Here is a 25,352-nt window from a genome sequence, read left to right on the forward strand (position 1 = left end):
GGGGGTAACGATCCATGATTCGTGAAACAAATCAAGCCAAGTTGTATACGATTCCGGCTCAAGAAAAGCCTAGCATATTGAATCGAAGTGTAAAACGCTTGTTTGATATTATATTTTCACTCATATTGTTACTATTAACGATACCAATTATGTTGTTCTTTTGTATTATGATTACTTTAGAAACATCAGGGGCTCCAATTTACTTTCAAGAACGTTTAGGTATAAACGGGAAGAAGTTTAATGTATTTAAATTAAGATCAATGGTAAAGGATGCTGAAATAAATGGCCCACAATGGGCAAAAGAACATGATTCAAGAATTACAAAAGTTGGATTGTTTATAAGAAAAACGAGAATTGATGAATTACCACAACTTTTAAATATTTTAAGAGGAGATATGTCTTTTGTAGGTCCTAGACCAGAGAGAGAGTTTTTTTATAATGAATTTGATGCGTATATTCCAGAATTTAAGGAACGTTTAATAGTAAAACCAGGATTAACAGGATGGGCACAAATAAATGGAGGGTATAATCTTGATCCAAAGGAAAAGTTGAGGCTTGACATGGAGTATATTGAAATGAAAACATTTCGGATGGACATCCGTATTTTATGTAAAACCGTTTTAATTGTATTGAACGGTAATGGTGCAAGATAAATATGTAAGTAGGTTACTTGCAAAGGAGAACTTGTATGGATAGATCTATTCTAAACAATATTATCCATCTATTTTATAGTACAATTTTAGCTAACCTTCTTCAGGCCGTCAGTTTAATTGTTTTAGCAAACTTTTTTAACGCACAACATTATGGGATGTTTAGTGTTGCCATAGCAGTGACGTTTGTTATGTTATTCTTTACAGACTTAGGACTTAGTAATACGTTTCTTCGAGAAGGGGCAAAGGATGGAGCAGATTTAGAGCAGATTTTATCATCGTATATAAAAATAAGGATGATTCTACTTATTTTTATTTCTATCATCGGTTATATTGCTATTCATTATATGTATGCGGATAAAAATTTAATTTATATGATGATAAACGTAATGTTTTTCATGTTAATAGGATTAACTTGGCAAAACATAGGGATTGCCTATTTTCAACTGACGGAACGTATGAAGTATATAGCGCTCATAAAAGTTGTATCAGCATCAGTTGTCATTATAATTACATGTTTTTGTATTTTCGGAGAGTTACCGGTGTATGTAACAGCTCGCTTATATGCTTTTGGGTATATGATCGGTGGTTTATTCAGTATATATATCATGAGAAAAAAGACGAAAATGAATATGAAAGTCGTAATTCATAAAGCGTTATTTTGGCAATTAACTCCCTTTATTATTAGCGGTTTTTTAATAATGAGTACGCCACAATTAGCACCTATCTTGCTTAACTATACATTGCCATTAAGTATGGTAGGTGTTTTTGCAGTGGCGTACCGGATGCCGGCAGCTTTATATCAAGTACCAGGGGTAATTGCAGGTGCATTTTTTCCAGTGCTCTTTAAGCATTATAACCAGAATAATATAGAAGAGCATACGAAATTAAATTTACTTCAAATTAAATCAATGGCGATTGTAGGAATATGTATGACGATCGGTTTATATCATTTAGCACCATACTTTATTTCTATATTTTTTCATGAAGAATGGAGCAATGCAGTAGAGCCACTCCAAATATTATCATTTCTTATTGTGCTACAAAGTTTAAATATTGCCATTGCTGACGGTTTAACGACGAGTGGATGTCAAAATAAGAGAACTGTTGTGCAGTGTGTAGCATTGGTGATAGGTGGGGTTATGCTGTATAGCTTTAGTAGTCTTGGTGGAGTGATAGGAGCGGCATACGCTATGGTTTTATTTGAAATAGTCGCTTTAGTGGGATATATAGCAGTGAGTGTAGTGAAGAAAAAAATTGTATTCCAAATTGTAATACCGTATACAATTTATTTTGGTGTAACCTTTATTGGAGTGCAATATATATTGCATACATATCATTTAATTGCGCTTGTTCTTAATATACTAATTGTACTAGCTGCCATATTCCTATATGATTATGAGCTAAAAAAACTTCTTCTTTCTTTTATAAGAAAAATACGCAAAAAGGATTATATTACGAAACAGGGGATATAGCCTATGGAAAATAATATGAAAGTATCGATGGGATGGATTATTCTTCTAATATTATTTGTTATGTTAAGTAAATACAATTTATATATTGGATTTTCATTGAAGATATATATGATTTTTTTAGTCATATATTTTTGTTTAACAATTAAAGACTTTCATATTCAAAAATTATATTTTCATGAAGTTATATTTTTACTGTTTTATTTCATTTATTGTTTAAGTGGAATTCTTTCTATGTATTTAAATGCTAGTATTCGTATGATTTTTGGCGTGCTACTCGTTTTAGGATGCTATTTTATAATGAGGAATTTATTGGGGAATACTGAAATAGTGGTACTTGAATCATCTATTGCTTATGTAGGAGTAGTATTTAATGTTGTAAGTCTAATACTCTATATAATCGGTTTACAATACTTTAGTTTATACGGTGGAGAAGAGAGAGAAATTTTTGCTGGTTTATTAGTGGATAGAGGATATCCACGGTTAATTGGATTGCTAGATGATCCTAACATCTTTATTTTCTATAATACAATATTTTTTATGTACTATATGACGAATTTACAAAATATCACTAACATTCTAGGGTTAATTTTATGTGTTACGACGAGTTTATTAACTTTTTCAAGGGGTGGTATACTAGCGCTTGTGCTTGTCGTTTTTGTATATATATGTATGTCTAGTTTCGCTAAAAAAATAAAAATAATTATAAGTTTAGTATTGTTTAGTGTAGTTATTTTTAGTTTATCGAATAGTGTAATGGGGGGGCAATTAGATGACATATTAAATAAACGAATTTCTGATTTTTCCCATGATAATGGAAGTGGTAGATTTACATTATGGGAAGCTGCTTTTAAATATTATTTATCCAATCCATATATCGGAATCGGTGCTTTTAACTTTTCGAATTATTATGAGTATCAATTTAATGAAAAATTATATGTACACAATACATTTTTAGAAATCTTGTCTGAATCGGGTACAATTGGTTTTCTTCTATATAGCGCGTTTTTATTCATATTAATGTTCAAGCTAGCGCAGCATACTTTGTTTCGTGAAAAACCATATCTTCTATTGACTATGATTGCATTTATATTTCAGATGATGTCATTGTCACTCATTATTAACGAAGCCTTCTTTTTATTTTTAGCAGTTGTTGTGAAGTATATTTCAATATATGAAGGAAGGGGAAAGATAGATGGTAAAATGTCTATCAGCACATAACGAGCCGCCTTATGTTTCTGTAATAACACCTTCTTATAATAGTATGCGATTTATAGGTGAGACAATTTTATCTGTACAGAATCAATCGTATGAAAACTGGGAAATGCTTATCGTTGATGACGGTTCAACCGACCAATCTGCCACAAAAATTAAAGATATAATAGAAGGAGACTCACGTATTAGGTTATTATCATTAAAACAAAATGTTGGTGCTGCTAAAGCTCGGAATTTAGCGATCCAAGAGGCGAGAGGAAGGTACATTGCCTTTTTAGATAGCGATGATATATGGTTGCCGCATAAATTGAAGACACAATTGTTATTTATGGAAGAAATGAATATTGCTTTTTCATATGCGTCGTATAGTTTAATTGATGAAAACGGTAATGAATTAAATCGTGAAGTGAGTGCACCAAAATCTGTTGACTATCATTATTTAGTAGGAAATACAATTATCGGTTGTTTAACAGTGATGATTGATCGTGAAAAAATTCCATATGTCGAAATGCCTAGTATACAGCCGGAAGATACAGCGTTATGGCTGAACTTATTACATGAAGGGTATGAAGCAAAAGGGATACAGCAAGTGTTAGCAAAATATAGAATTGTTACAAATTCTGTTTCTAGAAATAAAATTAGAGCAGCTTTCCGGTATTGGAAATTGTTAAGGGAACAAGAACGACTGAATTCGGTGCAAATTTTTTACTATTTTAGTAAGTATGCTTATCATGCTTATAAAAAAAATAAAATCAATGTAGTTGGGAAGACGCAATTATGAATATACTGTTGATGACAGATAAATTGATAACTGGCGGAGCCGAGAGCTATTTTTGTAAATTGGAAAGTAATTTGCGTTATGATGATTTTAAGATTTATACAGCTGCAGGTGATGGAGAACTATATGAATCTCTTACTAGAAAAGAAAATTTTATATTACTTAGTCGATGGAATCATTTGAGAAATATTTATTATTTACGAAACGAAATTTGTAAACGAAAGATAGAGCTTATTCATGCAAATAGTTTGCGAATGGTATTATATGCTTTTCTAATTCAAAAGTTTATTAAAAAAAAGATGAAAATTGTTTATACGAAACATAATGTAACGATATTAGAAAAGAAAATGCCAACGCTTTTTCGTTATTTCATGAATAAATATGTGAACAATATTATTACAGTAAGTGAGTTTGAGAAGAATAATTTAATTTCAATTCATGTAGCAGAAGAAAAAATAAATACAATTTATAACGGTGTCGATATTGAAAAGTTTTTATTCCAGCAGAAAAAGAAAGAATCTACATATAAAATAGGGATATTAGCTAGATTATCCAAAGAGAAAAACCATCAACTATTTGTCAAAATTGCAAATGTGTTGAAAAAGAGAAATGATTTTATGTTTTATATTGCTGGTGATGGACCAGAGAAAGAATCGATTATGAAAGAAATAGAAAAATATGGATTACAGCAAAGGGTGAAGATGCTAGGGAATATTTCAGAGCCGCATGAGTTTATAGGGAATATGGATGCTTTACTTTTATTATCTTTTCGTGAAGTGTTTCCAATGGTAGTAATTGAAGCGATGGCTACAGGGACACCAATTGTTTCAATAGATGTTGGTGGAATACATGAAGCGGTAATAGATGGAGAATCAGGTGTTTTAATATCTGAATATTGCGAATCTGAATTCGCAAGTGCACTTGAAGAACTACAAGGGGATGAACAAAGGGTAAATGATATTAGATTGAAAGCACGAGAGAAAGCAGTGAGGTATTTCTCGTTAGCTAAAATGATAGAAGAAACGAAAAATATATATGAGTTAAACAAATGACCGGGTAGGTCGTTTGTTTTTTTTATTATAGAAACTTTTAAGAGAGAACTCACATATTATATGAAAAAAGGTAATATGAGGAGTGAATTTATTTTGTCAGAATATATTTCTTCCCAAGAAGATTGTGCGCCAGAAAGTAGCGTTCACATTGATTGTTTTGGCGCAGTTCCAAACTCGGGAAATGATAGCTCATTAGCAATTCAGCAAGCTATTGATTATTGTGTAGCGAATCGAATTTCGACGGTTAGAATTACAGGGGTAAATACGTACAAAATTGTAAAGCCGATTGTTATTAAATCAAACGTAAGATTAGAGTTGGATCCTACCGTAACGCTGCAAATTGATGGGGATTTTAATGCATTTGAGCTACAAAGTAACGCTTCGATAGTTGGTGGTACTATTCAAGTTATAAATCCGTTGTTTCAATCGGCTGTCATTTATGTTTCTGGTTCACAACAAATCGAAGTACCTAATCAATCTGTTATATCAAATATAAATATAATAAATACAACTCCATCGTATAAAGGAAAAGCTATACATTTTTATTGTCAAAAGGCATGGGATTATATTAGTTTCTTTCAAGTTAAATTTATTCAAATTAAAAACTTTCAAACTGCAATATATTTGAAAACAGAGTATATAGATGATATCAATACACCTTGCTGGATTAATGCTAATGTATTTCAATCAATATTTATTGATGGATGTGTGTATGGGATTGAAGTAGATGGAAATAGTGATTTGCCAAATGAAAGTTCAGGAAATACGTTTCATGATATTCAAGTGCAATGTAGACAACAAACGAAAAAAGCAATTCGTTGCTCAGGTGCGTATAATACATTTGATTGTATGATTTGGGATACGTACCGGATGAGTAGTGAACAAATTGTCATTGAATTTTCTTCTAATTCGCATCGTAACTACCTTTTTTCAAATTTACTTTCTACAACTATTGTAGATAAAGGACAATACAATGTTTGTAAGTCTACCTATGAAGAATCTCTTCGAATTCAGTTACCGATTACGTTAAATAAACCACATTTAATAGGGAATCAAGATGATATTTTAGTAAATGCTCAGCAGAAGTATACGATTAAGCAAGTAAGTGGGAAAGTGCCTTACGGGGGGAATCTCGCAAATTGCTTTAATTTAATAGATGAACAAAGTGTAAACTATATTGACGTTCCAGATAGTAATCCAGTTGTAATTGAACTGGATTTTACGAAAAAACCAATACAAATGTTAAATTGTTTTGGAATGTATTTTGGGTGGGGAGAGAGCCCAAAGAAAATTAAAATTGAATATGCATTAAGCGCAACTGGAAGTTGGGTTATCGCGTTGGATGTTCCATTAAATGTTGGCGATACAATTATATCGAATATGAAGGCGAGTCAGTTATATAAAGTTAGAATTACATTAAGTGGTTATTCTCAAGATCATAAGCGTTTTCGAATTAATCGTATTTTTGCAAGGTCTTCTATGGAAAATGGGAACGCTTGGTTAGCGACAACTGGCGGAAGAATGTTTGGAGATATTGAAATAGAGGCAAGTAAAGGTATAATCATGAAGACTGCTAGTGGAGTGAAATGGAAAGTTACTATTAATGAAGCTGGCCAACTTATTACGACTAAGATAACTTGAGATGTTGTTTAATTGTATATCCTTGGACGAGTTACAACGTAGTGGGATATAGGTAATGAAAAAGAGATTGTAATTTGGTTTCAACCAAACTACAATCTCTTTTTTGTTTCAATTACTTCCACCAAATCCAAGTCCAAAGGTAATTTCGTATATTTCGAGGAGTAATGCGAATGAAGCGTTCACCGTCAAAGAAGCAATTTAAATTTGGAAGTGTTTCATCTGGATTTTCTGGAAAAAAAGTGACGATGTTTTCGTTACTTGTAACGGTTACTGTAATTGGTGGGTCGGTAGGCGAGACTTGAAGTTGTAACGAAATATTGGCCGTATTTTTAAATTCATTATTAACAGGTGGACTTATTACTTGTACTGTGAATAATACGATAATTGTTTCGTTTGGTTCCAAATTAGTGGCAACTAGGAAACCGATATTCGGATTCGCTAGTGGAGAGCGTTCACCGTTAATAAAGACAGTGCCGTTTATAAATTGTAAACCTGCTGGAATGGTATCTTGTAAAGAAATATTCGAGAGTGAAATTTTGGAATTATTGGTAATACGTACCGTGTAATCAAAATATTGATTTAAATAAGCTGAGCTGACGGAAGCATTTTTCGTGACTGTTGCAGTTATAAATTGAATTGGTATACGAACAATATTTGAATTAACAATGAAAGTAATAATTGGATCCTGTGGTGTCAATTGAAAGGCAGCGGTAACTGTTGCAGAATTTATAATTGTACTGTTTGAAGGAATAGAAGTTACGAGAACTTGAAATGTTATAGTTGCTACTGAATCTGCAGGTAAAGAGCCGATATTAATACCAGTGTCTGGACGAACATTTGTAACGGGAGTACCGTTAATTGTTACGCTGTTTTCTATAAATGTTGTACCAGCTGGAATGCTGTCTATAACAGAAGTACTGATTGTCGGAATTGGGGAGTGATTAAATACCGCTAATGTGAATGTAATGATATCTCCTATAACGACAATAGATTTGTCAGCTGTTTTTTCAATGTCAACCATCGGATCAACGACTGTCGTTGTAACGGTATTTGTTTGCTTTGTAACTGTATTTATTTGCTTTGTAATCGTAATAGGTGGTTGGATTGGACCGACAATAGGCGTATAGGAAATAGTAGCATCGTTATTGATTGTAGATTGAAGAGTAGAAGAAGAAATTGTCACTTGGAATGTAATAATAATAGATTCATTTGGAGCAAGATTTCCTAACGTAATACCATTTTCCGGATTCGCATTAGGTTGATTGATTCCGTTAATCGTAACACTACCAATAACAAATGTCGTATCTGCTGGTGCTGTGTCTACTAAAAGAAGGTCTTCGATAATGATATTACCATTATTAGTAATCGTGATGGTATACGTTAAAGTTTGACCGGGTAAGGCACTTGTGAAATCAACAGCTTTTATCGCAATGACATTATCATTTTGGACAGTAGTTGTGACGGTGTTTGTTGTAGTCGTATTTGTAACAGGTACGTTATTTGGGTTGACTATATAGTTAAAAGTAGTAATTGCGTTGTTGTTTAGTTCATTTGGTGTTGGAATAGAAGTCACAGTTACTTGGAATGAAACGATAGCATCTTCACCAATAGTTATAGTACCAATTGGTATGCCGCTTACTGGATTCACTCCTGGAAGAGTTTCTCCGTTTACAATGACGCTATTTTCTATAAACGTAGTACCTTGAGGAATAATATCTTGAATGATTACATCATTTACTGCAACATTACCGGTTTGATTTAGTGTAATCGTATACGTTAACGTATCACCAACCGTTGCAAATGCAAGGTCAACAGCTTTATTACTATTCAAATTTGCGTGATTAATTTCTGTTGCGGCAGCTGATGAAATAATAGTTTCGGTAATAGGTGGTCGATCTGGTAACGTGTATTCATATTCAATTGTACTCGTGTTAGAGATTGGATTTGTTTGTGGAATCGAAGTAACCCTTACTTGGAATAGAATAGTTGCTGTCGTATTAGGTGGAATGGTATCAATTTGTATACCGTTAAGAGGATTGTCATTTGGCCGAGCGTTGCCGTTCACGATAACACTATTCTCTATAAAGCTCGTATTTGCTGGGATAATATCTGTAACAATAATGTTTTCGACTTGTATATTTCCGTTATTTATGATGGAAATTGTATAAGGGATGATAGTTTGTAAGTCAGCATATTGGATAGGTGTTGTTTTTGTCGCAATTACATTAGCGGAAATAACTTCAGTGAAGGTAATATTGCTAGTCGATATTTGTTCTTCCACGTTTATTGTATAACGAGAAGTTGATTGATTTTGAACATGACCGCTAGCAGGAAGAGCTACGACGGTAACAGAAAATGTGACTGGGATAGAAATGTTAGGAGCAATCGTTCCCACAAGTATACCTACACTTGGGTTGGCGTTAAGCTGAGGAATGTTATTTACTAAAACGCTACCGTCAATAAAGGTTGTTCCATCAGGTATATTGTCTGTAAATACAACAGCAGTGGCATCCGTATTCCCTGTATTCGTTAAAGTTGTTGTATAAGTTAAAATGTCACCAATCGTTACAGAGGTTAAATCAACAGTTTTAAGTGAAACGATATCAGCATCATTAATTTGAACGAAAGTAGTATTGGAAGTAGTAGATTTTTGAATTGGTGCAAAGTCAGGATTGAAAATAAAGTCGTAGGCGATGTTTGCAGTATTAGGTGTTGGATTTACAGTAGGTAAATTCGTAACGGAAACTTGGAATGTTATTGTAGCCATTTGACCTGCTGCGACATTAGGAATGGAAAAGCCGATATTCGGATCTGCTGCAGGAAGTACAGTATTATTAACTATTACACTTCCTGGAATAAATACTGTTCCATCTGCTATAGTATCTGTAAAAAAGATGGAGTTAGTTGTAGCCGATCCATTATTTTGAATGAATACTGTATATTCAATGGTTTCATCAATAGTAGCTAATACAGTATTAGCAGATTTTGTAGCAATAAGAATAGCATCAATAAATTGTATGTTTGTAGCATTGGAAGAGGTCGTTTCTGAAATTGGTGGTGTGCTTGGGTCTGGTCGATACTCATAGTGAATGACGGCGATATTATTAATGTTATTTTGTGGCGGTATAGAAACTACGCTTACTTGGAACGTAACAATAATCGTATTATTTGGAAGAATTATATCAAGATTGATACCGGTAATTGGATTTTCGTTAGGTCTTGGTACGCCATCTACAAGAATGCTATTTGGAACGAATGTGGTGCCAGAAGCAATTGCGTCAAGTAGGAGAGTATTTGTAATAGGTATTGTACCGGCGTTTGTAACTGCGACTGTATATGTGATGATTTGACCGATACGTGTAATGGATCTGTTAGCGGATTTAATTGCACTAACATTTGCCGTTCGCACTTCAGTATTTACTGCATTTGATAACGATCTACGCTGAATAATTGGAGAACTAGGGTCAATTTGGTATTCGTACGAAGTGTCTGAAATATTAATGACTGTATTGCCCTCTGGTATATTTGTAAGTTGTACTTGGAATGAAATAGTGACTGTTTCATTTGGTTGTATCGTGCCGAGAGTTACTCCGTTTTCAGGATTCACGCCAGGCTGAATTACATTATTTATTGCTAAGCTATCTTCAATGAATATAGTATCTTCTGGAATGTTATCAATGAACACGATATTGTTAGCCGGAACGGTTCCTATATTTTGAAGTGTATTTGTGTAGGTAATCATTTGCCCGATTGATACGAAATTTACATCCGCACTTTTAACAGAAATAATATTTGCATTTTGAAGTGATGTTGTAACAATGTTAGAATTTGCAGAGCGATTTACTGGTGGGGCTGTAGGAATACTTACATATTGGTAAGTTGCTGAAGATTGATTTACAATTTCAGTTTCATTCGGTGGATTATTTGTTTGCACTTGAAATAGTATCGTTTTGGAACTGTTTGCTGGAATTGTTCCAATCGGTATTCCGTTTTCAGGATTTACACCTGGCTGAAGGACACCATTAATTGTGACACTATCGGGAACGAATGTAGTCCCAGCAGGGATAGAATCTGTGAAATTAATATTTATTGCGTCAACATTACCGATATTTTTCACTTCAGAAATATAAAGTATAGTTCCACCGATATCTACAGTTGTTGGATTGGATGTTTTTGTAATTGCCAATTGTGCTTGCACGAAATTTGTAATAACGATATTACTAGTAGATGTTTCAGTAATAGGCGGTTGCCCTGGGTCTGGTTGGATTGTATATGTTGTATTGGATTGATTTGTAATCGATTCTTGGGAGAATGAATCGTTAATAAGAATTTGGAACGAAATAAGGTGAGTAGCGTTTGCTGCTAAGGTAGGTAAAGTAACACCTACATTTGGATTGGCATCAAGTATAGTTGTTCCGTTAAGTGTAAAACTATTTTCTACGAATGTAGTATCTTGGGGGATCGTATCTGAAAATATGAGATTCGTAGCTGGAATATTTCCGGTATTTTCTAGTGTTATTGTGTAAGTCAAAATATCACCTGTTGTTGCTTGCGGTGCATTGACTGCTTTTAAAGAAAGGATAGTCGCATCCGAAATTTGTGTGAAAGCAGGATTAGACGTAATTGTTCGAGAGACGATAGGAGCAGTTGGATCGGTGATAAAAGTATAGTCAATACGGGCTGTATTAGAAATTGGGTTTACGCTTGGAATAGATTGAACGATAACCTGGAATGTTACAGTGACGATTTCTGACGGTGTGATGGAGTTTAATGGTATTCCTACGTTAGGATCAGCATCTGGAACGGAAACGCTATTAATAGTTACGCTATTCGGAATAAAGGCAGTTCCTTCGGGGACCAAATCTGTTAAAGTAACTGTATTTGCAGTAGTATTTCCGTTATTTTGAACGACTACTGTGTAAGTGATTGTACCGTCAGTAGATTGTACGAGAGAATCTGTACTTTTAATTACGGATAATGATGCATCAACAACAGCTGTATTAACCGTATTAGACGAGGAGGTTGCTGTAACAGGAGGTTGACTTGGATCGACAATATACGTGTAACTTGTAAGTGCTTGATTTATAATTGCTCCTTGTGGTGGAATAGAACTTGCAAGAAATTGGAACGTAATAGTAGCGGAATCACCTGGTGCGATAATACCAACGGGAATACCGAGAGTTGGACTTGCATCTGGAAGTGAAATCCCGTTGAGCGTAACACTATTTGGAACAAATAATGCTCCTTCAGGAACTCCGTTAATGAGTAATACAGAGTTTGCAGGGAAGTTTCCAGTATTCGTTAATGTTGCTGTATACGTAATTACATCCCCGATAGACACAATTGAACGATTTGCTTGTAAAACAGTTGTAACAGTCGCGTTATTAATTTGTGTTGAAGCGCTATTAGAATTTATCGTGCCTGTAACAGGAGGAGAGGCCGGATCAACGATGAATGTGTATTGAATAGATGCTACGTTTGTAATCGGATTTGAAGGTGGAGTTGATGTAACTATGACTTGGAAAGTAACGGTTAAGGAACTATCCGAGCTAATTGTTCCGATATTCACTCCGTTATTTGGATTTGCACCTGGAATGGTACTTCCATTTACAGCAAAACTATTTTCAACAAAGGTTGTTCCTGCTGGAACTGGGTCTGAGAAATTTACATTCGTAGCGTTTGTATTGCCGCTATTTTGAATCAAAACTGTATAAGTGATCGTATCTCCAATATTTGCAAAGGCTGTATTAGCAGTTTTTACAGCTGAAAGTATTGCTGTATTAATAGAAGTAACGAAGACATTCGTTTCCACATTGCCAGGTTGAGCCAGTAATGCATTGCCTACGTTATATTGGAAGTTAACAAATCCTAAGTTTTGGAGTTCAGGTGTGAACGTTGTTGGATTGCTTACAATTTGAACTTGGAATACGATTGTTACGATTTGATTTGGAGTTATTGTATTTATGCCAACGCCGTCAATGATAGAAGCGGATGGTAATGGAGTGCCATCAACAATAACTGATCCTGCAACAAATTGTGTCCACGATGGTAAAGGGTCTGAGAATATAGCGTTGTTAGCAGGAATATTGCCTGTGTTCGTAATAGTCGTTGTATACGTAATCGTATCACCAATCGTTGCAAAAGTTTTATCTCCTATTTTAATAGTATTTAAAATAGCACTTTCAATTTTTGTTGTAACGTTGTTAGAAATAATATTTTTTGAAACTGGGGGATTAGCTGGATTAACGATATGTTGAAAGCTAACGCTAGCTTGATTAGTAATTGGATTTATAGGCGGAATTTCATTGGCGATAATGTTAAATGCTACGATGACAGATTCGTTTGGCGCGATATCACCGATTGGAACGCCTGTAATGATATCTGCATTTGGGATGCTAGTTCCGTTCAGTGTAAAGCTATTCGGTTCAAAGGAAGTTCCGTCTGGAATAAGGTCGGTAAAAATAACATTTGTTGCACTTACATTTCCGCTATTTGTAATTGTAACGGTGTAGGTAATATCCTGCCCGATATCTACCGTAGATACATTTGAATTTTTTTGTGCAGTAAGGATAGCGCTATTAATTTGTGTGGTCGTTGTATTAGATTGATTGGAAGTTGTAATAAGTGGCTGGCTAGGATCAACGACATAATGATATGTGGTAGAAGCAGAGTTAGAAATAGGATTAAGTGTTGGAAGTGTAATAACAGTTGCTTGGAATGTAACGATTGCCGTATTACCACCATTAATGGAACCAATATTTACACCAGTTGATAAATCGGCGTTTGGAATGGTTTGCCCATTAGCTGTGAAACTATTTGGAACGAAACTTAAATTGCTATCAAGAATATCGATAATAGTTACATCAGTTGCGGTCACATTTCCGGTATTAGGAAGGTTAAGTGTAAATGTTATTGTATTACCAACATCCGCAAAAGTAAGATCTGCTGTTTTGGTGCTAATAATAGTTGCGTTGTTTATTTGAAGGAGTGTAGTGTTGGAAGTAGCTGCACTTGAAACGGGAGAATTAACAGGATCAACAGTAAATTCATACGTCGTTGATGCTGTATTTGGTGCTGGGTTACTAGGGGGAATATTGTTTACTGTAACTTGAAAGACGATACTATATATTTCATTTGGTGGAAGTGTTGCAAGTAATACACCTGTATTTGGATCCGCGTTAGGTTGTAAAACGCCATCGATAGTTAATGTGTTAGGAACAAATGTGAGTCCACTTGGTAATGCATCTGTGAATACAATATTAGTTGCATCGGTATTGCCTACATTGGTAATAGAAGTAGTATAAAAAGCAGTTTGCCCGATATCTGCAAAGGATACACTTTCATTTTTCGTCATAGACAATATTGCTTCGTTAATTTGGGTTGAAACAGGATTACTAATTGAAGTTTCTGCATCAGGCGGTGAGACTAATTGATACGATGTTGATGAGAAATTTACAATTGGGTTTTGGGTTGGTAATGATGTTACAGTAACTTGGAACGAAACTGTTACTGTAGTCCCGGCTGTTATTGTCCCAATATTCACACCGTTCGATGGATCCGCCCCACTTTGAGGAACTCCATTAATAGAAAATGTGTTTGCAATAAATGTAGTGACGCTTGGCACTGTATCTGTAAATATAACATTTTGTGCAGATGAGTTTCCATTGTTTGTTAAAACGACAGTATAAGTGAGTATGTCTCCAATACGACTAAAGGATTTATCGACTTGTTTTAATGAAAGAATGTTAGCTGTATTAATCGTAGTAAACACTGTGTTTGAAGTAACGTTTCTTGAAACAATCGGTGCATTTGGATCAGCGATAAATGTGTAAGAAGCAGTAGCGGAATTGGCTACAGGATTTTGGTTTGGTGTAGAAGTAGCAGTAACTTGAAATGCGATAGATATTGAGTTGTTAGGAGCAATTGATCCGATTGTTATACCTGTATTAGGATCGAGTTCGATGTGTGTACTGCCATTGATTGTGACACTATTCGGAATGAACGTTGTGCCGTCTGGAATAAGATCAGTGAAAGTAATATTCGTTGCATTTGTATTGCCATTATTCGTTAAAATGGTTGTATAGGTAATGGTATCACCTAGTGTTACAATTGTTTGATCGACCGATTTTACCATCGTTATCATAGCATCTAGTACCGGGTTTGTAACAATATTCGTTGAAGTAGAAGTTGTAATAGGAGTTCCGTTTGGATCGACAGTATAAGAATATAAAATTGTGTCATTACCCATAATCGAACTTGAAGGGGGAACAGAAAGAACATTTGCTTGGAAAGTAACGGTTACTGTTTCACCAGGAGCGATATTTGGTATAGTTACTCCAAGTGCTGGTTGCGCACCAGATTGCTGAACCCCATTTATTTTGACTGAGTTTGGTATAAAGGTAGTGTTAGCTGGAATTGCGCTCGTGAACGTTATATTCGTTGCAGTCGTATTTCCTGTATTTGTAATAGTTGTTGTATACGTAATCGTATCTCCAACAGAAATGATAGATTTATCAACGCTTTTTTGGGTCGTTAATATTGCACTATTAATTGTTGTCGAAACAGCATTAGATACGTTCGTTTGTGTTACGGCAGGTTGGCTAGGATCAACTACATGTGCAAATTGTACAGAACTAAAATTAGAAATTGGATTTATACTTGGAATGTTTGTAACAAGTACGTTGAGAGTAATCACGGCCGTTCCATTTGGGTTTATATTTCCAATCTGAATCCCTTTAGATGGATTTCCGATTTGCTGTGTACCAGAATCGTTTGTAAGAGTGCCAGATATGAATGTCGTCCCATCAGGTAAAGTATCCGTGAAAATTATATTTTGTGAAGTGACATTCCCAGGGTTACTTAATGTAATTGTATAAGAAATTGTATCACCAATCGTTGCGAAAGTTTTATCTACAGATTTGATTGCCACAATTTCCCCAGAATTTATTTGTGTCGAAACAGAATTAGATGTCGTATTTCGTGAAACAAGTGGTAAATTAGGTCCTGTCATAAATTTATAATCAATAGAAGCGCCGTTTACAACCGGTGAGTTTGGTCCGCCTGGTCCAATTGTGAAAATTGGATTTGGAATGCTAACTACTTGCACACGGAAGGTAACATTTATAAAATCTCCTGCAATAATATCTCCAATTGGTATCCCGTTAGCTGGATTTACTCCAGGTAATAAAACTCCGCCTACTCGAACGCTATCTTCTATAAATACTGTGTTATTTGGAATCGGATCTGTAAAAATGATATTCGTAGCAGTTGTGTTTCCTACATTTTCTAATAAAACTGTATACGTTAAAAATGAATTTCCAGGTGCTATGTCAGAAAATAGCCGATCCACACTTTTCGTTGCTTGAATAATCGCTTCGTTAATTTGAACTAAAGTTGGATTACTTGTAGCTGTTTCTGTCACCGGCGGCTGGGTAGGATCAACAATGATCGAGTATGTCGTGCTAGACTGGTTCAAAGTTGGATTTGTAACTGGTATTGAGCCAACGATAGCTTGAAAGCTAATTGTTGTCGTTCCTCCAACTGGAATTGAGTCTAAAGAAATCCCGCTATCTGGTCTAAATCCAAGTTGTGGGATGGTATTAATTTGTACGCTATCAGGAACGAATGAAAGTTCAGGTGGTAATATATCGATAAAAACAGGTGTGTTTGCGGCAGTATTTCCGCTATTGGTGAGGGTAGTTGTATACGTAATTGTATCTCCAACAGCAGCAAAAGCACTGCTTGCAGTTTTTGTTGCGATAACAGAAGCAGTATTTACTTGTGTAAAGGTTTTATTAGATTGAACCGTTCGTGAAACTGGCGGTTCATTTATATCTACAATAAAGCTATATTGAAGCGATGATTTATTCGGGATTGGATTAGGGTTTGGAAGTGTTGTAATGTTTACTTGAAAACTGAGTGTAGCAGATGCATTTGAATTTAAGTTACCAATATTGATACCGTTTTGTGGATTTGCATTCGGAACGGTTACACCATTTATCTTAAAGCTATTTGGGATAAAGGTAGTACCGTTTGGAATTGTATCAGTAAAAATAATGTTGTTCGCAGTAGTATTTCCGTTGTTTGTAACAGCTGAAGTGAATGTAATTGTATCACCAATTGTAGCGAAAGTTGTACTAGCGCTTTTATTTATTACTAAAGTAGCGTCAATAATTGGTGTAACTGTTGTATTTGTTACAGTGCTACCAACAGCAGGAGATTGGTTTGGATTTACGGTATATTCATAATTTACAAGAGCATTATTTGTTAATGTGCCACTAGGTGGTATCGCTAAAATTTGTGCTTGAAAAGTAATGAATACAGTATCTCCTGGCGAAATATCTGCCAAGTGAACACCAAGTGATGGATCTAATCCTAGTTGTGGAACATTATTGATCGTTACGGAGTTTTGGATAAATGAAGCTCCTGCGCCAAGCCCATCTGTTAAAACAGTTGCACTAGCAGGGATATTACCTGTATTTGTTACTGCAATCGTATAAGTAACAATATCACCAATTGCAGCTGTCGGTGTATTCACAGACTTAGTAGCGACAATAGTAGCGTTATTAATTTGAGTTGTTATTACGTTACTTAACGTATTGGCGGATGCTGGAGGTAAGTTAGGATCTACGACATACTGGTACGTTGTATTATTTTGGTTCGGGATTGGATTTGGATTCGGGATAGAATTTACTTGTACTTGGAATGAGATGATTGTATTTGCATTCGGATTTATTGGGTCGATTGCAATTCCGCTTGCTGGATTGACATTAGGCAGTGTATTCCCATTTACAGTAACACTATTAGGAATAAACGATGTTCCGTTTGGAATTACATCTGTAAATATTACATTTGATGCAAGTGTGTTCCCGTTATTCGTTAAAGTAGTCGTGTACGTAATAATATCATTTACGTTAGCAAACTGTTTATCTGCAGATTTAGTAGCGGCAATTGAGGCGTTATTAATAGTTGTCTGTACAGTGTTAGAAGCAACCATCTGCATCACAGCAGGTTTGGATGGATCATACGTATATTGGAATGTTGTGCTTGATTGATTTGTAATTGGGTTTACAGCAGGGATAGTTGGTACAAAAACTTGAAATGCAACGGTGCGTGATGAATTCGCTCCTATCGTACCAATTGAAATGCCAGTGGCAGGATTTGCGTTAGCTACAGGGACATTATTAATCGTTACAGTATTAGGAATGAAGAGGGTACCCGCTGGAATGATATCTGTAAACGTTACATTAGCAGCAGAGATATTCCCGTTATTTGTTAAAATAGTTGCATATAGTATGACATCACCAACATCAGCGAAGTTTGTGCTTGTGAGTTTTGTAGCAACGATATTAGCAGTATTAATTTGTGTAGTTACTATATTGCTAGCAGTGTTTCTAACGAGAGCAGGTAAGTTTGGATCAGCGATAAAGCTATATTGAAGTGAAGCAATGTTTTGAATTGGGTTTGGTGAAGGTAGCCCATTTGCACTTATTTGAAAAACAATCGTTGTAAAACCACCTGAAGGAATGGAGCCGACTTGAAGACCGGTACTAGGGTCTGCACTTTGTTGTAAAGTACCACCTATAAAAATACTATTTGGTACGATAGTGGAGCCATTAGGGATTATATCGGTAACAATAACATTATTTGCTGTAGTATTGCCAAGATTAGCTAAAGAAATTGTATATGTGATTGGTTGCCCGACATCGGCGATAGTTAAATCTACTTCTTTGACAATCACTACATTTGCTAAATTAATTTGTGTACTTACAGTATTACTTACAGATGTTTCTATAGTTGGTGGATCGCCCGGATTTAGAATAAAGCTATACTGTGTACTAGATGAATTTAATGTTGGGTTTTGTGTTGGTAAAGAGGTGACGGTTACTTGATAAGAGACAGTAAGTGAGCCATTAGCAGCAATGGAAGGTAGTGGAACACCTATATTTGGATCTGCGTTATTTTGGAGTACACCATTAATAAGAAAAGTGTTTGGGATAAAGGTAGTACCGTCTGGATTCGTATCTACGAAAGTAGGACTATCAGCAGAAACACTTCCTGCATTCGTCAAAGTAACAGTATAAGTTAATATATCCCCTACGGTAGCGAACGCTCGGTCCACTGTTTTGGCTGAAATGACATTTGCATCGTTTACTTGAGTAAATGTAGTAGTTGAAGTAGTGTTCTTACTTACAGGTGAAGCGTTTGGATCAACGATAAAGTTATAGGAGATGGAAGCGCTATTTGAAATAGGGTTTGGATTTGGAATGCTAGTTATTACTACTTGGAATGAAGCTGTAATTGTAGTATTAGCATTGATGCTACCAATATTGATGCTAGCTGGTGTAACGCCTGGCTGAGTAACACTGTTAACTATAACGCTGTTTGGGACAAAGGCGGTTCCATTCGCAATTAAATCAGATAGTAATACATTGTTTGCTGCAACATTCCCATCGTTCGTAAGAGCGAAGGTGTAAGTTAATACATCGCCAACTTCCGCAAACGTTTTATCTACAGATTTATTAGCACGGAGATTTGCTAGTCTAATTGTTGATGTAACAGAATTAGAATTTGCTGTTTTTGAAGTCGGTGGCAAACTTGGATTTACAGTATATAGATAAGAAGCGAAGGCGTTATTAATGATAGGATTTTGGGTCGTAATATTGATGACTGTTACTTGGAAAGAAAGGGTAACAGTAGACCCACCAGGAATTGTGCCGATAGGTAAAGCAACGAGAGAATCTACATTTTGTAAAACTCCGTTTAGTGTTACAGTACCAGGAGTCAATATCGTTCCGTTTGGAAGTGGATCTGTTAGTTGCACGTTATTAGCGGCTGTATTTCCACTGTTTGTAATAAGGATTGTATAACTTATTGTTTCGCCAATTGTAGCAAATTGTTTATTTGTTGATTTTGTTAATGTTACATTCGCATTGTTAATTTGAGTGGAAACGAGATTCGAAGAAATATTTTTTGTAACAGGTGATTGGCTAGGATTGACAGTATATTGATAAGAAGCGCTTGATCCGTTAGATACGACATTTGACGTGGGTATTGTGTTTACTACTACTTGAAATGCAACATTTTTTGTTGTGCCGCTTGTTATGGATCCAATGTTCACGCCGGTAGCGGGATTTGCACCCACTTGTGTCGTGCCATCTATTGTTAAACTGTTTAGAACGAAAGTTGTTCCAGTAGGGATGACATCTGTAAAAATAACATTGTTCGCATTTGTATTACCTGTACCTGTAAAGGAAACGGTGTACGTTAGTGTATCACCAATATCTGCAAAATTTTTATCTACTGCTTTCGTCATTGTTACAGTAGCATTATTCACTTGAGTGGAGACAATATTTGTCGTATCAGTCCCACTTACTGCTGGTTGATTAGGTACAGGAATGTATTGATATGTTGTTGTTCCACTATTTAATATTGGGTTTGTTTGAGGGATAGAAGGAACGAGCACTTGGAATGAAATAGTAGTAGTGGAATTTGCGGCAATTGAACCAATTGTTATACCATTAGCGGGATTTGCGCCAGCTTGAGTAACTCCGTTCACAGTTACACTCCCTGGAATGAAAGTAGTCCCGCTAGGAATCGGATCCGTATATATCACATTCGTTGCAGCGATATTTCCTATATTAGCTAAGGCAATACTGTAAGTTAATGTTTCACCAATATCGGTAAAAAGTTTGTTAACTGATTTTGTTCCATTAATATCTGCAAGGTTAATTTGTGTTCCAGCAGAGTTACTTGTTGCAAGACCATTAAAAGTTGTTCCTCCGGCGATTGGTGTATATTGAAATGTAATATTAGCAGTGTTAGAGATAGGATTTTGACTTGGAAGAGAAACGACAGTAGCTTGGAAAGTTACTATACGAGAAGCACCATTATTAATTGTTCCAAGAGATATACCAGCCGCAGGATTTGCATTTGTTTGTGGTACGTTATCTACTGTTACAGTGCCGGGTATAAAAGAAGTACCATTAGGGAGACTATCTATAAAAATAGCGTTATTGGCAGGAAGAAGCCCGGTGTTAGGGATAGTAACTGTATAAGTGAGAATATCTCCAATTGCAGCAACACTTTTATTTACGCTTTTCGTTGCTTGTATATTTGGGGAGTTTATATTAATTTGTAAGCCGACTGTATTTAACATATATGCATCTCCGTTAGTAGTTAAACGGATTGCAGCGGATACTTGTGAGTTTGTTAAATAAGGAGAAATATCAATAGAAGTAATATCCCAGCCCTGTCTTCCTGCGGAAATGTTTGTACCTGTAGAAGCACTTTGATTTCGCGTTCCAAATGTCCCAGTTGTATCTAAGTTTCCTGCAGCATTATTAACTTGAGAACCGAAGAAATTATTTATGGCATTATTTGGTCCAGATAAAGCATTTAATGAACTGAAATTTGGTCCAAATAAAGCTTGATCCCCGGTTAAATCTGCATCTCCTTCGGTAGAACTTAAAAATAATCTCCCGCTTACTGGTCCTCCTGAAGGTGTTAAAAATCCAGAAACAGATACATCGGCACTACCAGTTTCTGCAGAAACACGGTTACCAGCTACATAAATGGTTAAGTTTCTTGCTGGCAATGTCCCGTTTTGATAAGCGACGATAAGCGTCCATCCAGCCGAATTAATTGTTCCATTAGAAGCATCTATAGGATCTACAAGTCCAGGAACCGCTCCTGTAGTATAGGAACCAGCACCTCCCGCTTGAATAAGAGTTGTTACGTCTGCTGAACGAGTGTAAAAGCCAAATGTAATAGAGTTTGAAACGAAAGTTTGATTTGAAGCCGTAACAGCTGAAGGAGTAATCGAGTATGTTGAAACAGGTGTTGTAAAAGAAACTGGGTTTCCTAATACACTCGTAATGTTTTGATCACGAGATAAATAGTTTCCACCCCAAACGAGTTCTGCGTAAAGAATAGTACTACCAGCAGGGATATTTAAAATAGCGGTAGAACTATTTTGTGTATAGTTTAATGTTGTACCAGCAGGAAAAGTAGTTACTTGTAAAGCAGTATTCGTAGTTGCGAATGCACCAATTGCCCCGATTGTACCAGCACGGTTTTGATTGCTGATTTTACTTAAGCCTAAAGTATTACCTGTAATAGCGAGTGCGCCGTTAGTGGTGGTAGAAAATCGATTCGTAATGGGCATGTTGTCACCTCATTTACAATATAGTCTTGGTCAAAATAACATATGTGTGTGACAAATAAAGGGAAACATGTACAAGTTGATTTCGTAATAATGATTTAAATGTCTAGATAAGGGGATGGAGTATGATTGAATTGGAATTTAGAGTGGAGCGTCTTCGGAAAGAACAAATAAGCGACATTGTAGCGCTATCTTCTTATATTGGTTGGGATTATAACAGAGAAGAAATTGAGACTATTTTTAACGCAGGGATTGTATACGGTGTTTGGAATGAGAAAGAGGAACTAATTGCTAGCGCAGCAATAATATTATATGGGGAGAAATTAGCATCTATCGGAATGGTGATTGTACATCCAGATTATAAGGGGAGAGGGATTGGAAAGATAATAACGGAAGCGTGCGTTAAAAGCGTATCAGCTCATACTCCAATTATGCTTATTGCTACGGATGAAGGGAAACCTTTATATGAAAAGTTAGGATTTAGGGCAGTAAGTTATGTTTCTAAATACATATGTAACTCATACAATGCGAAACATTATTGTGTAAGAAATGAAGATTATGTGATGAATTATGAAGAGGGTGATTTAGAAAAAATAATAAAAATAGATGAATATGCGTTTGGAACAAATAGAAAAGAGTTTTTAAAGAAAAGAATTATGCAAAGTGAACAGTGTATCGTTGTAAAGGACAAGGAACAAAATGTATTAGGTTACGGTTTAAGCATACAAACACCAGAAAATAAGATAATAGGGCCGGTTGTTGCTAAAAATGATGAGATGGCAATGAGAATTGTACATGATTTAGCAAAAGGGCATAATGGTAAATTAAGAATTGATGTACTAGAAGGAAAGAAAGATTTCATGAAAGTATTAGAGATTGCTGGTTTTAAAAAGGTGAATACACCACCAATTATGATGAAAAATAGCGGTCAATTATTAAAAAGGAATAATGAGTTATATAGCATTGCAGCACAAATTTTTGGGTGAAAAAGAATCCTTCTGAATGAAGGATTCTTTTTCGCTAATCACGATATTGATCATGAGTCGGCTGAAAGAGGTCTTCCTCGATATCTCTCACCATAGAAAAATGATCAACGTTATAATGACCGTGTAAAGTTTTATTGTGATGACCAATAATTTGCTCTGCAGACAATACGTTAGAATCAGTTGTTGAATGCCCGTTTTTAATTAATGTAACGTCAAATCCTTGTACAGTTGCTGTCCTAACGGCAGTGTCAATGCAATGTTCTGTTTTACATCCGCCTATAACAATATGATTAATGTTTTCTTCTTTTAAAAGTTCAAGTAAAGAAGTGCCGTAGAATGAATTGGTTGCTGCTTTATTAATAAAGATTGCAGACTGGGGTACTTGAATTTGATTATGTACTTCAAATCCTTCGCCACTACCAGAAGCAACATCGATATCTCTTACGAAAACAATAAGAGCATTTGAATCTATTGCTTTCTGCAGGGCTATATTTAGTGTAGATAATAGCTCGGTTTTACGAAAAACTTCATTTTCTTGCTCATTTCCATCAATTAATTCTTGCTGAGCGTCAATAATTAATAGTGCTTGTTTCATCGTGTCTCCCCTTTAATATGAAATAAGTTCCACTGTACATATTCCTTCAGATTGTTAGAAAATCCTCCATTGTAAGAGAAGTAGAAGATTGATTTACAAAGTTGTCAAAGAAATTTCATTCTCATAGCGTGTAAAAACATGTATGATAGGAGATGGAGAATTTTTGAGTAGGTGGGAATAACATGCAAACAGTAGAAGATTATCTTTCATTCTTACATACGAAAGGATTTAAATTATCAGAGGAAGCACAAGGGTTTATTATGTTTGGACAAGGATATACTGGTGCGTCTGATGGGATTGTGAACGCAGCAATAGAAGCCACAATTAAACATCAATTGCAGTTTGATGGTAGTTATTTCGTTGCGTTATTAGAACGATTGAAAGAGGAAGAAATTACAGATAAAAAAAGCGCTAAGGCTTTTATGCGGAAGTTACAAGCGTAACTTCACGCAGCCTGCGCTTCTTTTTTTGTTTTGGAAGGTAATTCAACAAAAATCATGCCTAGAAAAATACATAGACATCCGATAATAGCAGAAATAGAAAGTTGTTCATTTGCAACGAGAACGCTTGTTAATGCAGCAAAAACGGGCTCCATTGCGAAAATAATTGCTACTCTCGTTGGAGAAGTGTGTTTTTGTGCCGATGTTTGAATGAAAAAAGCAATAGATGTTGCAAACAGGGCAGTTAGAAAGAGTGCGAATAAAAAGGATTGATTCGTCCATAGTGATACTGAAAATAACTTTTCCCAATCTTCAAACAAGAAAGCGCAAATAGAAGAAAATATACCAACAGCTAATACTTGAGATGTGCTTAATAATAAAGGTGATATTTTTTTAGAAAAGAAGCCGTTAATAAGAATATGGGCAGCGAAAGCGACTGCACAACCAAGAACAAGTATATCTCCTATATTTAATTGGAAAGAATCAGCAGCTGTTAATAAGTACAAACCTGTTGTAGCTACAGCAATACCAAGTACGATGAAAATGGTGGCTTTTTGTTTTAAAAAGATAAATGATAAGATTGGGACCATAACAATGCTTAGCCCAGTTAAGAAACCTGCTTTTGAAGAAGTTGTATAAAGTAAGCCAAATGTTTGTAATAAATAGCCGACAAATAAGAAGAACCCAACCATTAATCCAGCTAAACTACTATGTTTTAATTCTTGTTTTGAAGTTTTCTGTGAGAAAATAATTTGAACGAATAATAAAATAATTCCAGCGAATAAAAAGCGAATACCATTAAACGTAAATGGACCAACGAAAGACATAGCGTTTTGAACGACAACAAACGTAGCTCCCCAAATAAAAGAGACAAATAATAAAGCAAGAGGAGCAATCCACTCTTTTTTCACACTCATACCCCCGTTAATTTTGTAAGATAGCTTTTCTAGCTAATTCATCAGCTACTTTATTTTGACTACTTGGAATCCACTTAATAAAAAAGAGATCGAAGTTTTTTATGTACTGCAGTGCTTCATCTAAAAGAGGTGCAAATATTTTATTTTTTGCGTATTCCTTTTCAACAGCCCGCTCAACAAGCTGCGAATCTGTACGAAAAGAGACAGTGCTATAATTATGCTCGATGCAATATTTTAATGCTAAAAGTAAAGCGCGGTATTCTGCTTCATGATTGGACATTGTTCCAAGTGGTACTGATAATTGTACAGGTGGCTGAACGCCTTTAATAAACACTCCTGCACCAGAAGGACCAGGATTTCCTTTTGATGCACCATCAATATATACTTCAATCAAAATGAGAAACCTCCAAATTATAAGATGATCCCCTACTTAAATATTTTTT

At 35.3% G+C, this 25,352-nt stretch carries 12 protein-coding genes; 8 read left to right on the forward strand and 4 right to left on the reverse strand.

Features of this window, described 5'->3' with window-relative positions; all coding sequences use genetic code 11:
- Positions 1-14 precede the first annotated feature (14 nt).
- The 6 genes from C3Y97_RS07905 (at position 15) to C3Y97_RS07930 (ending at position 6,808) form a co-directional block, all read left to right on the forward strand.
- Entirely contained in the window at positions 15-653 is a 639-nt protein-coding gene (locus C3Y97_RS07905; RefSeq protein WP_000617653.1) for a sugar transferase, read from the forward strand.
- 35 nt (positions 654-688) lie between these two features.
- Positions 689-2,125, forward strand: coding sequence for an oligosaccharide flippase family protein (locus C3Y97_RS07910; protein ID WP_000376138.1), 1,437 nt, complete (start codon positions 689-691; stop codon positions 2,123-2,125).
- Between the two features lie 3 nt (positions 2,126-2,128).
- Complete coding sequence (locus C3Y97_RS07915; protein WP_000429874.1) at positions 2,129-3,343, forward strand: O-antigen ligase family protein; 1,215 nt, start codon at positions 2,129-2,131, stop codon at positions 3,341-3,343.
- Positions 3,318-4,118, forward strand: a complete 801-nt coding sequence (locus C3Y97_RS07920) for a glycosyltransferase family 2 protein (RefSeq protein WP_000237687.1) — start codon at positions 3,318-3,320, stop codon at positions 4,116-4,118. Before C3Y97_RS07915 ends, C3Y97_RS07920 begins: the two co-directional genes overlap by 26 nt.
- Positions 4,115-5,167, forward strand: a complete 1,053-nt coding sequence (locus C3Y97_RS07925) for a glycosyltransferase family 4 protein (protein WP_001023704.1) — start codon at positions 4,115-4,117, stop codon at positions 5,165-5,167. Before C3Y97_RS07920 ends, C3Y97_RS07925 begins: the two co-directional genes overlap by 4 nt.
- Positions 5,168-5,260: 93 nt before the next feature.
- Positions 5,261-6,808: a glycoside hydrolase family protein gene (locus tag C3Y97_RS07930; protein ID WP_000006056.1), complete on the forward strand. Its 1,548-nt coding sequence runs from the start codon at positions 5,261-5,263 to the stop codon at positions 6,806-6,808.
- Between the two features lie 112 nt (positions 6,809-6,920).
- Here the strand turns inward: C3Y97_RS07930 and C3Y97_RS07935 are convergent, their stop codons facing one another.
- On the reverse strand, positions 6,921-21,974 hold the full coding sequence (locus C3Y97_RS07935) for a DUF11 domain-containing protein (protein ID WP_136363248.1): 15,054 nt from the start codon (positions 21,972-21,974) through the stop codon (positions 6,921-6,923).
- A 122-nt stretch (positions 21,975-22,096) separates the two neighbouring features.
- On the opposite strand from C3Y97_RS07935, the gene C3Y97_RS07940 reads away from it, so the two are divergent.
- Positions 22,097-22,957 (forward strand): GNAT family N-acetyltransferase, encoded by an 861-nt coding sequence (locus C3Y97_RS07940; RefSeq protein ID WP_136363250.1) that lies wholly within the window; start codon positions 22,097-22,099, stop codon positions 22,955-22,957.
- Positions 22,958-22,991: 34 nt separating this feature from the next.
- Here C3Y97_RS07940 and C3Y97_RS07945 read toward each other — a convergent pair whose 3' ends face one another.
- On the reverse strand, positions 22,992-23,552 hold the full coding sequence (locus C3Y97_RS07945; protein WP_000806320.1) for a cysteine hydrolase family protein: 561 nt from the start codon (positions 23,550-23,552) through the stop codon (positions 22,992-22,994).
- A gap of 182 nt (positions 23,553-23,734) precedes the next feature.
- Between C3Y97_RS07945 and C3Y97_RS07950 the strand changes: the two genes are divergently transcribed.
- The gene (locus C3Y97_RS07950; protein ID WP_001195212.1) at positions 23,735-23,995 is read left to right on the forward strand and encodes a DUF6123 family protein; all 261 of its coding nucleotides are present in this window, start codon (positions 23,735-23,737) and stop codon (positions 23,993-23,995) included.
- Positions 23,996-23,997: 2 nt separating this feature from the next.
- Here the strand turns inward: C3Y97_RS07950 and C3Y97_RS07955 are convergent, their stop codons facing one another.
- Both C3Y97_RS07955 and C3Y97_RS07960 read right to left on the reverse strand, forming a co-directional pair.
- Positions 23,998-24,903: a DMT family transporter gene (locus tag C3Y97_RS07955; protein ID WP_000712610.1), complete on the reverse strand. Its 906-nt coding sequence runs from the start codon at positions 24,901-24,903 to the stop codon at positions 23,998-24,000.
- A gap of 13 nt (positions 24,904-24,916) precedes the next feature.
- Positions 24,917-25,303: a reverse transcriptase-like protein gene (locus C3Y97_RS07960; RefSeq protein WP_000573880.1), complete on the reverse strand. Its 387-nt coding sequence runs from the start codon at positions 25,301-25,303 to the stop codon at positions 24,917-24,919.
- Between the last annotated feature and the right edge of the window lie 49 nt (positions 25,304-25,352).

Source organism: Bacillus sp. DU-106 (assembly GCF_004799705.1).
Lineage (GTDB): Bacteria > Bacillota > Bacilli > Bacillales > Bacillaceae_G > Bacillus_A > Bacillus_A cereus.

Bases quoted from the DNA above. Each gene is read 5' to 3' on its own strand.
- C3Y97_RS07905 (WP_000617653.1), top strand. From the start codon at position 15: ATGATTCGTGAAACAAATCAAGCCAAGTTGTATACGATTCCGGCTCAA.
- C3Y97_RS07910 (WP_000376138.1), top strand. From the start codon at position 689: ATGGATAGATCTATTCTAAACAATATTATCCATCTATTTTATAGTACA.
- C3Y97_RS07915 (WP_000429874.1), top strand. From the start codon at position 2,129: ATGGAAAATAATATGAAAGTATCGATGGGATGGATTATTCTTCTAATA.
- C3Y97_RS07920 (WP_000237687.1), top strand. From the start codon at position 3,318: ATGGTAAAATGTCTATCAGCACATAACGAGCCGCCTTATGTTTCTGTA.
- C3Y97_RS07925 (WP_001023704.1), top strand. From the start codon at position 4,115: ATGAATATACTGTTGATGACAGATAAATTGATAACTGGCGGAGCCGAG.
- C3Y97_RS07935 (WP_136363248.1), bottom strand. From the start codon at position 21,974: ATGCCCATTACGAATCGATTTTCTACCACCACTAACGGCGCACTCGCT.
- C3Y97_RS07940 (WP_136363250.1), top strand. From the start codon at position 22,097: ATGATTGAATTGGAATTTAGAGTGGAGCGTCTTCGGAAAGAACAAATA.
- C3Y97_RS07945 (WP_000806320.1), bottom strand. From the start codon at position 23,552: ATGAAACAAGCACTATTAATTATTGACGCTCAGCAAGAATTAATTGAT.
- C3Y97_RS07950 (WP_001195212.1), top strand. From the start codon at position 23,735: ATGCAAACAGTAGAAGATTATCTTTCATTCTTACATACGAAAGGATTT.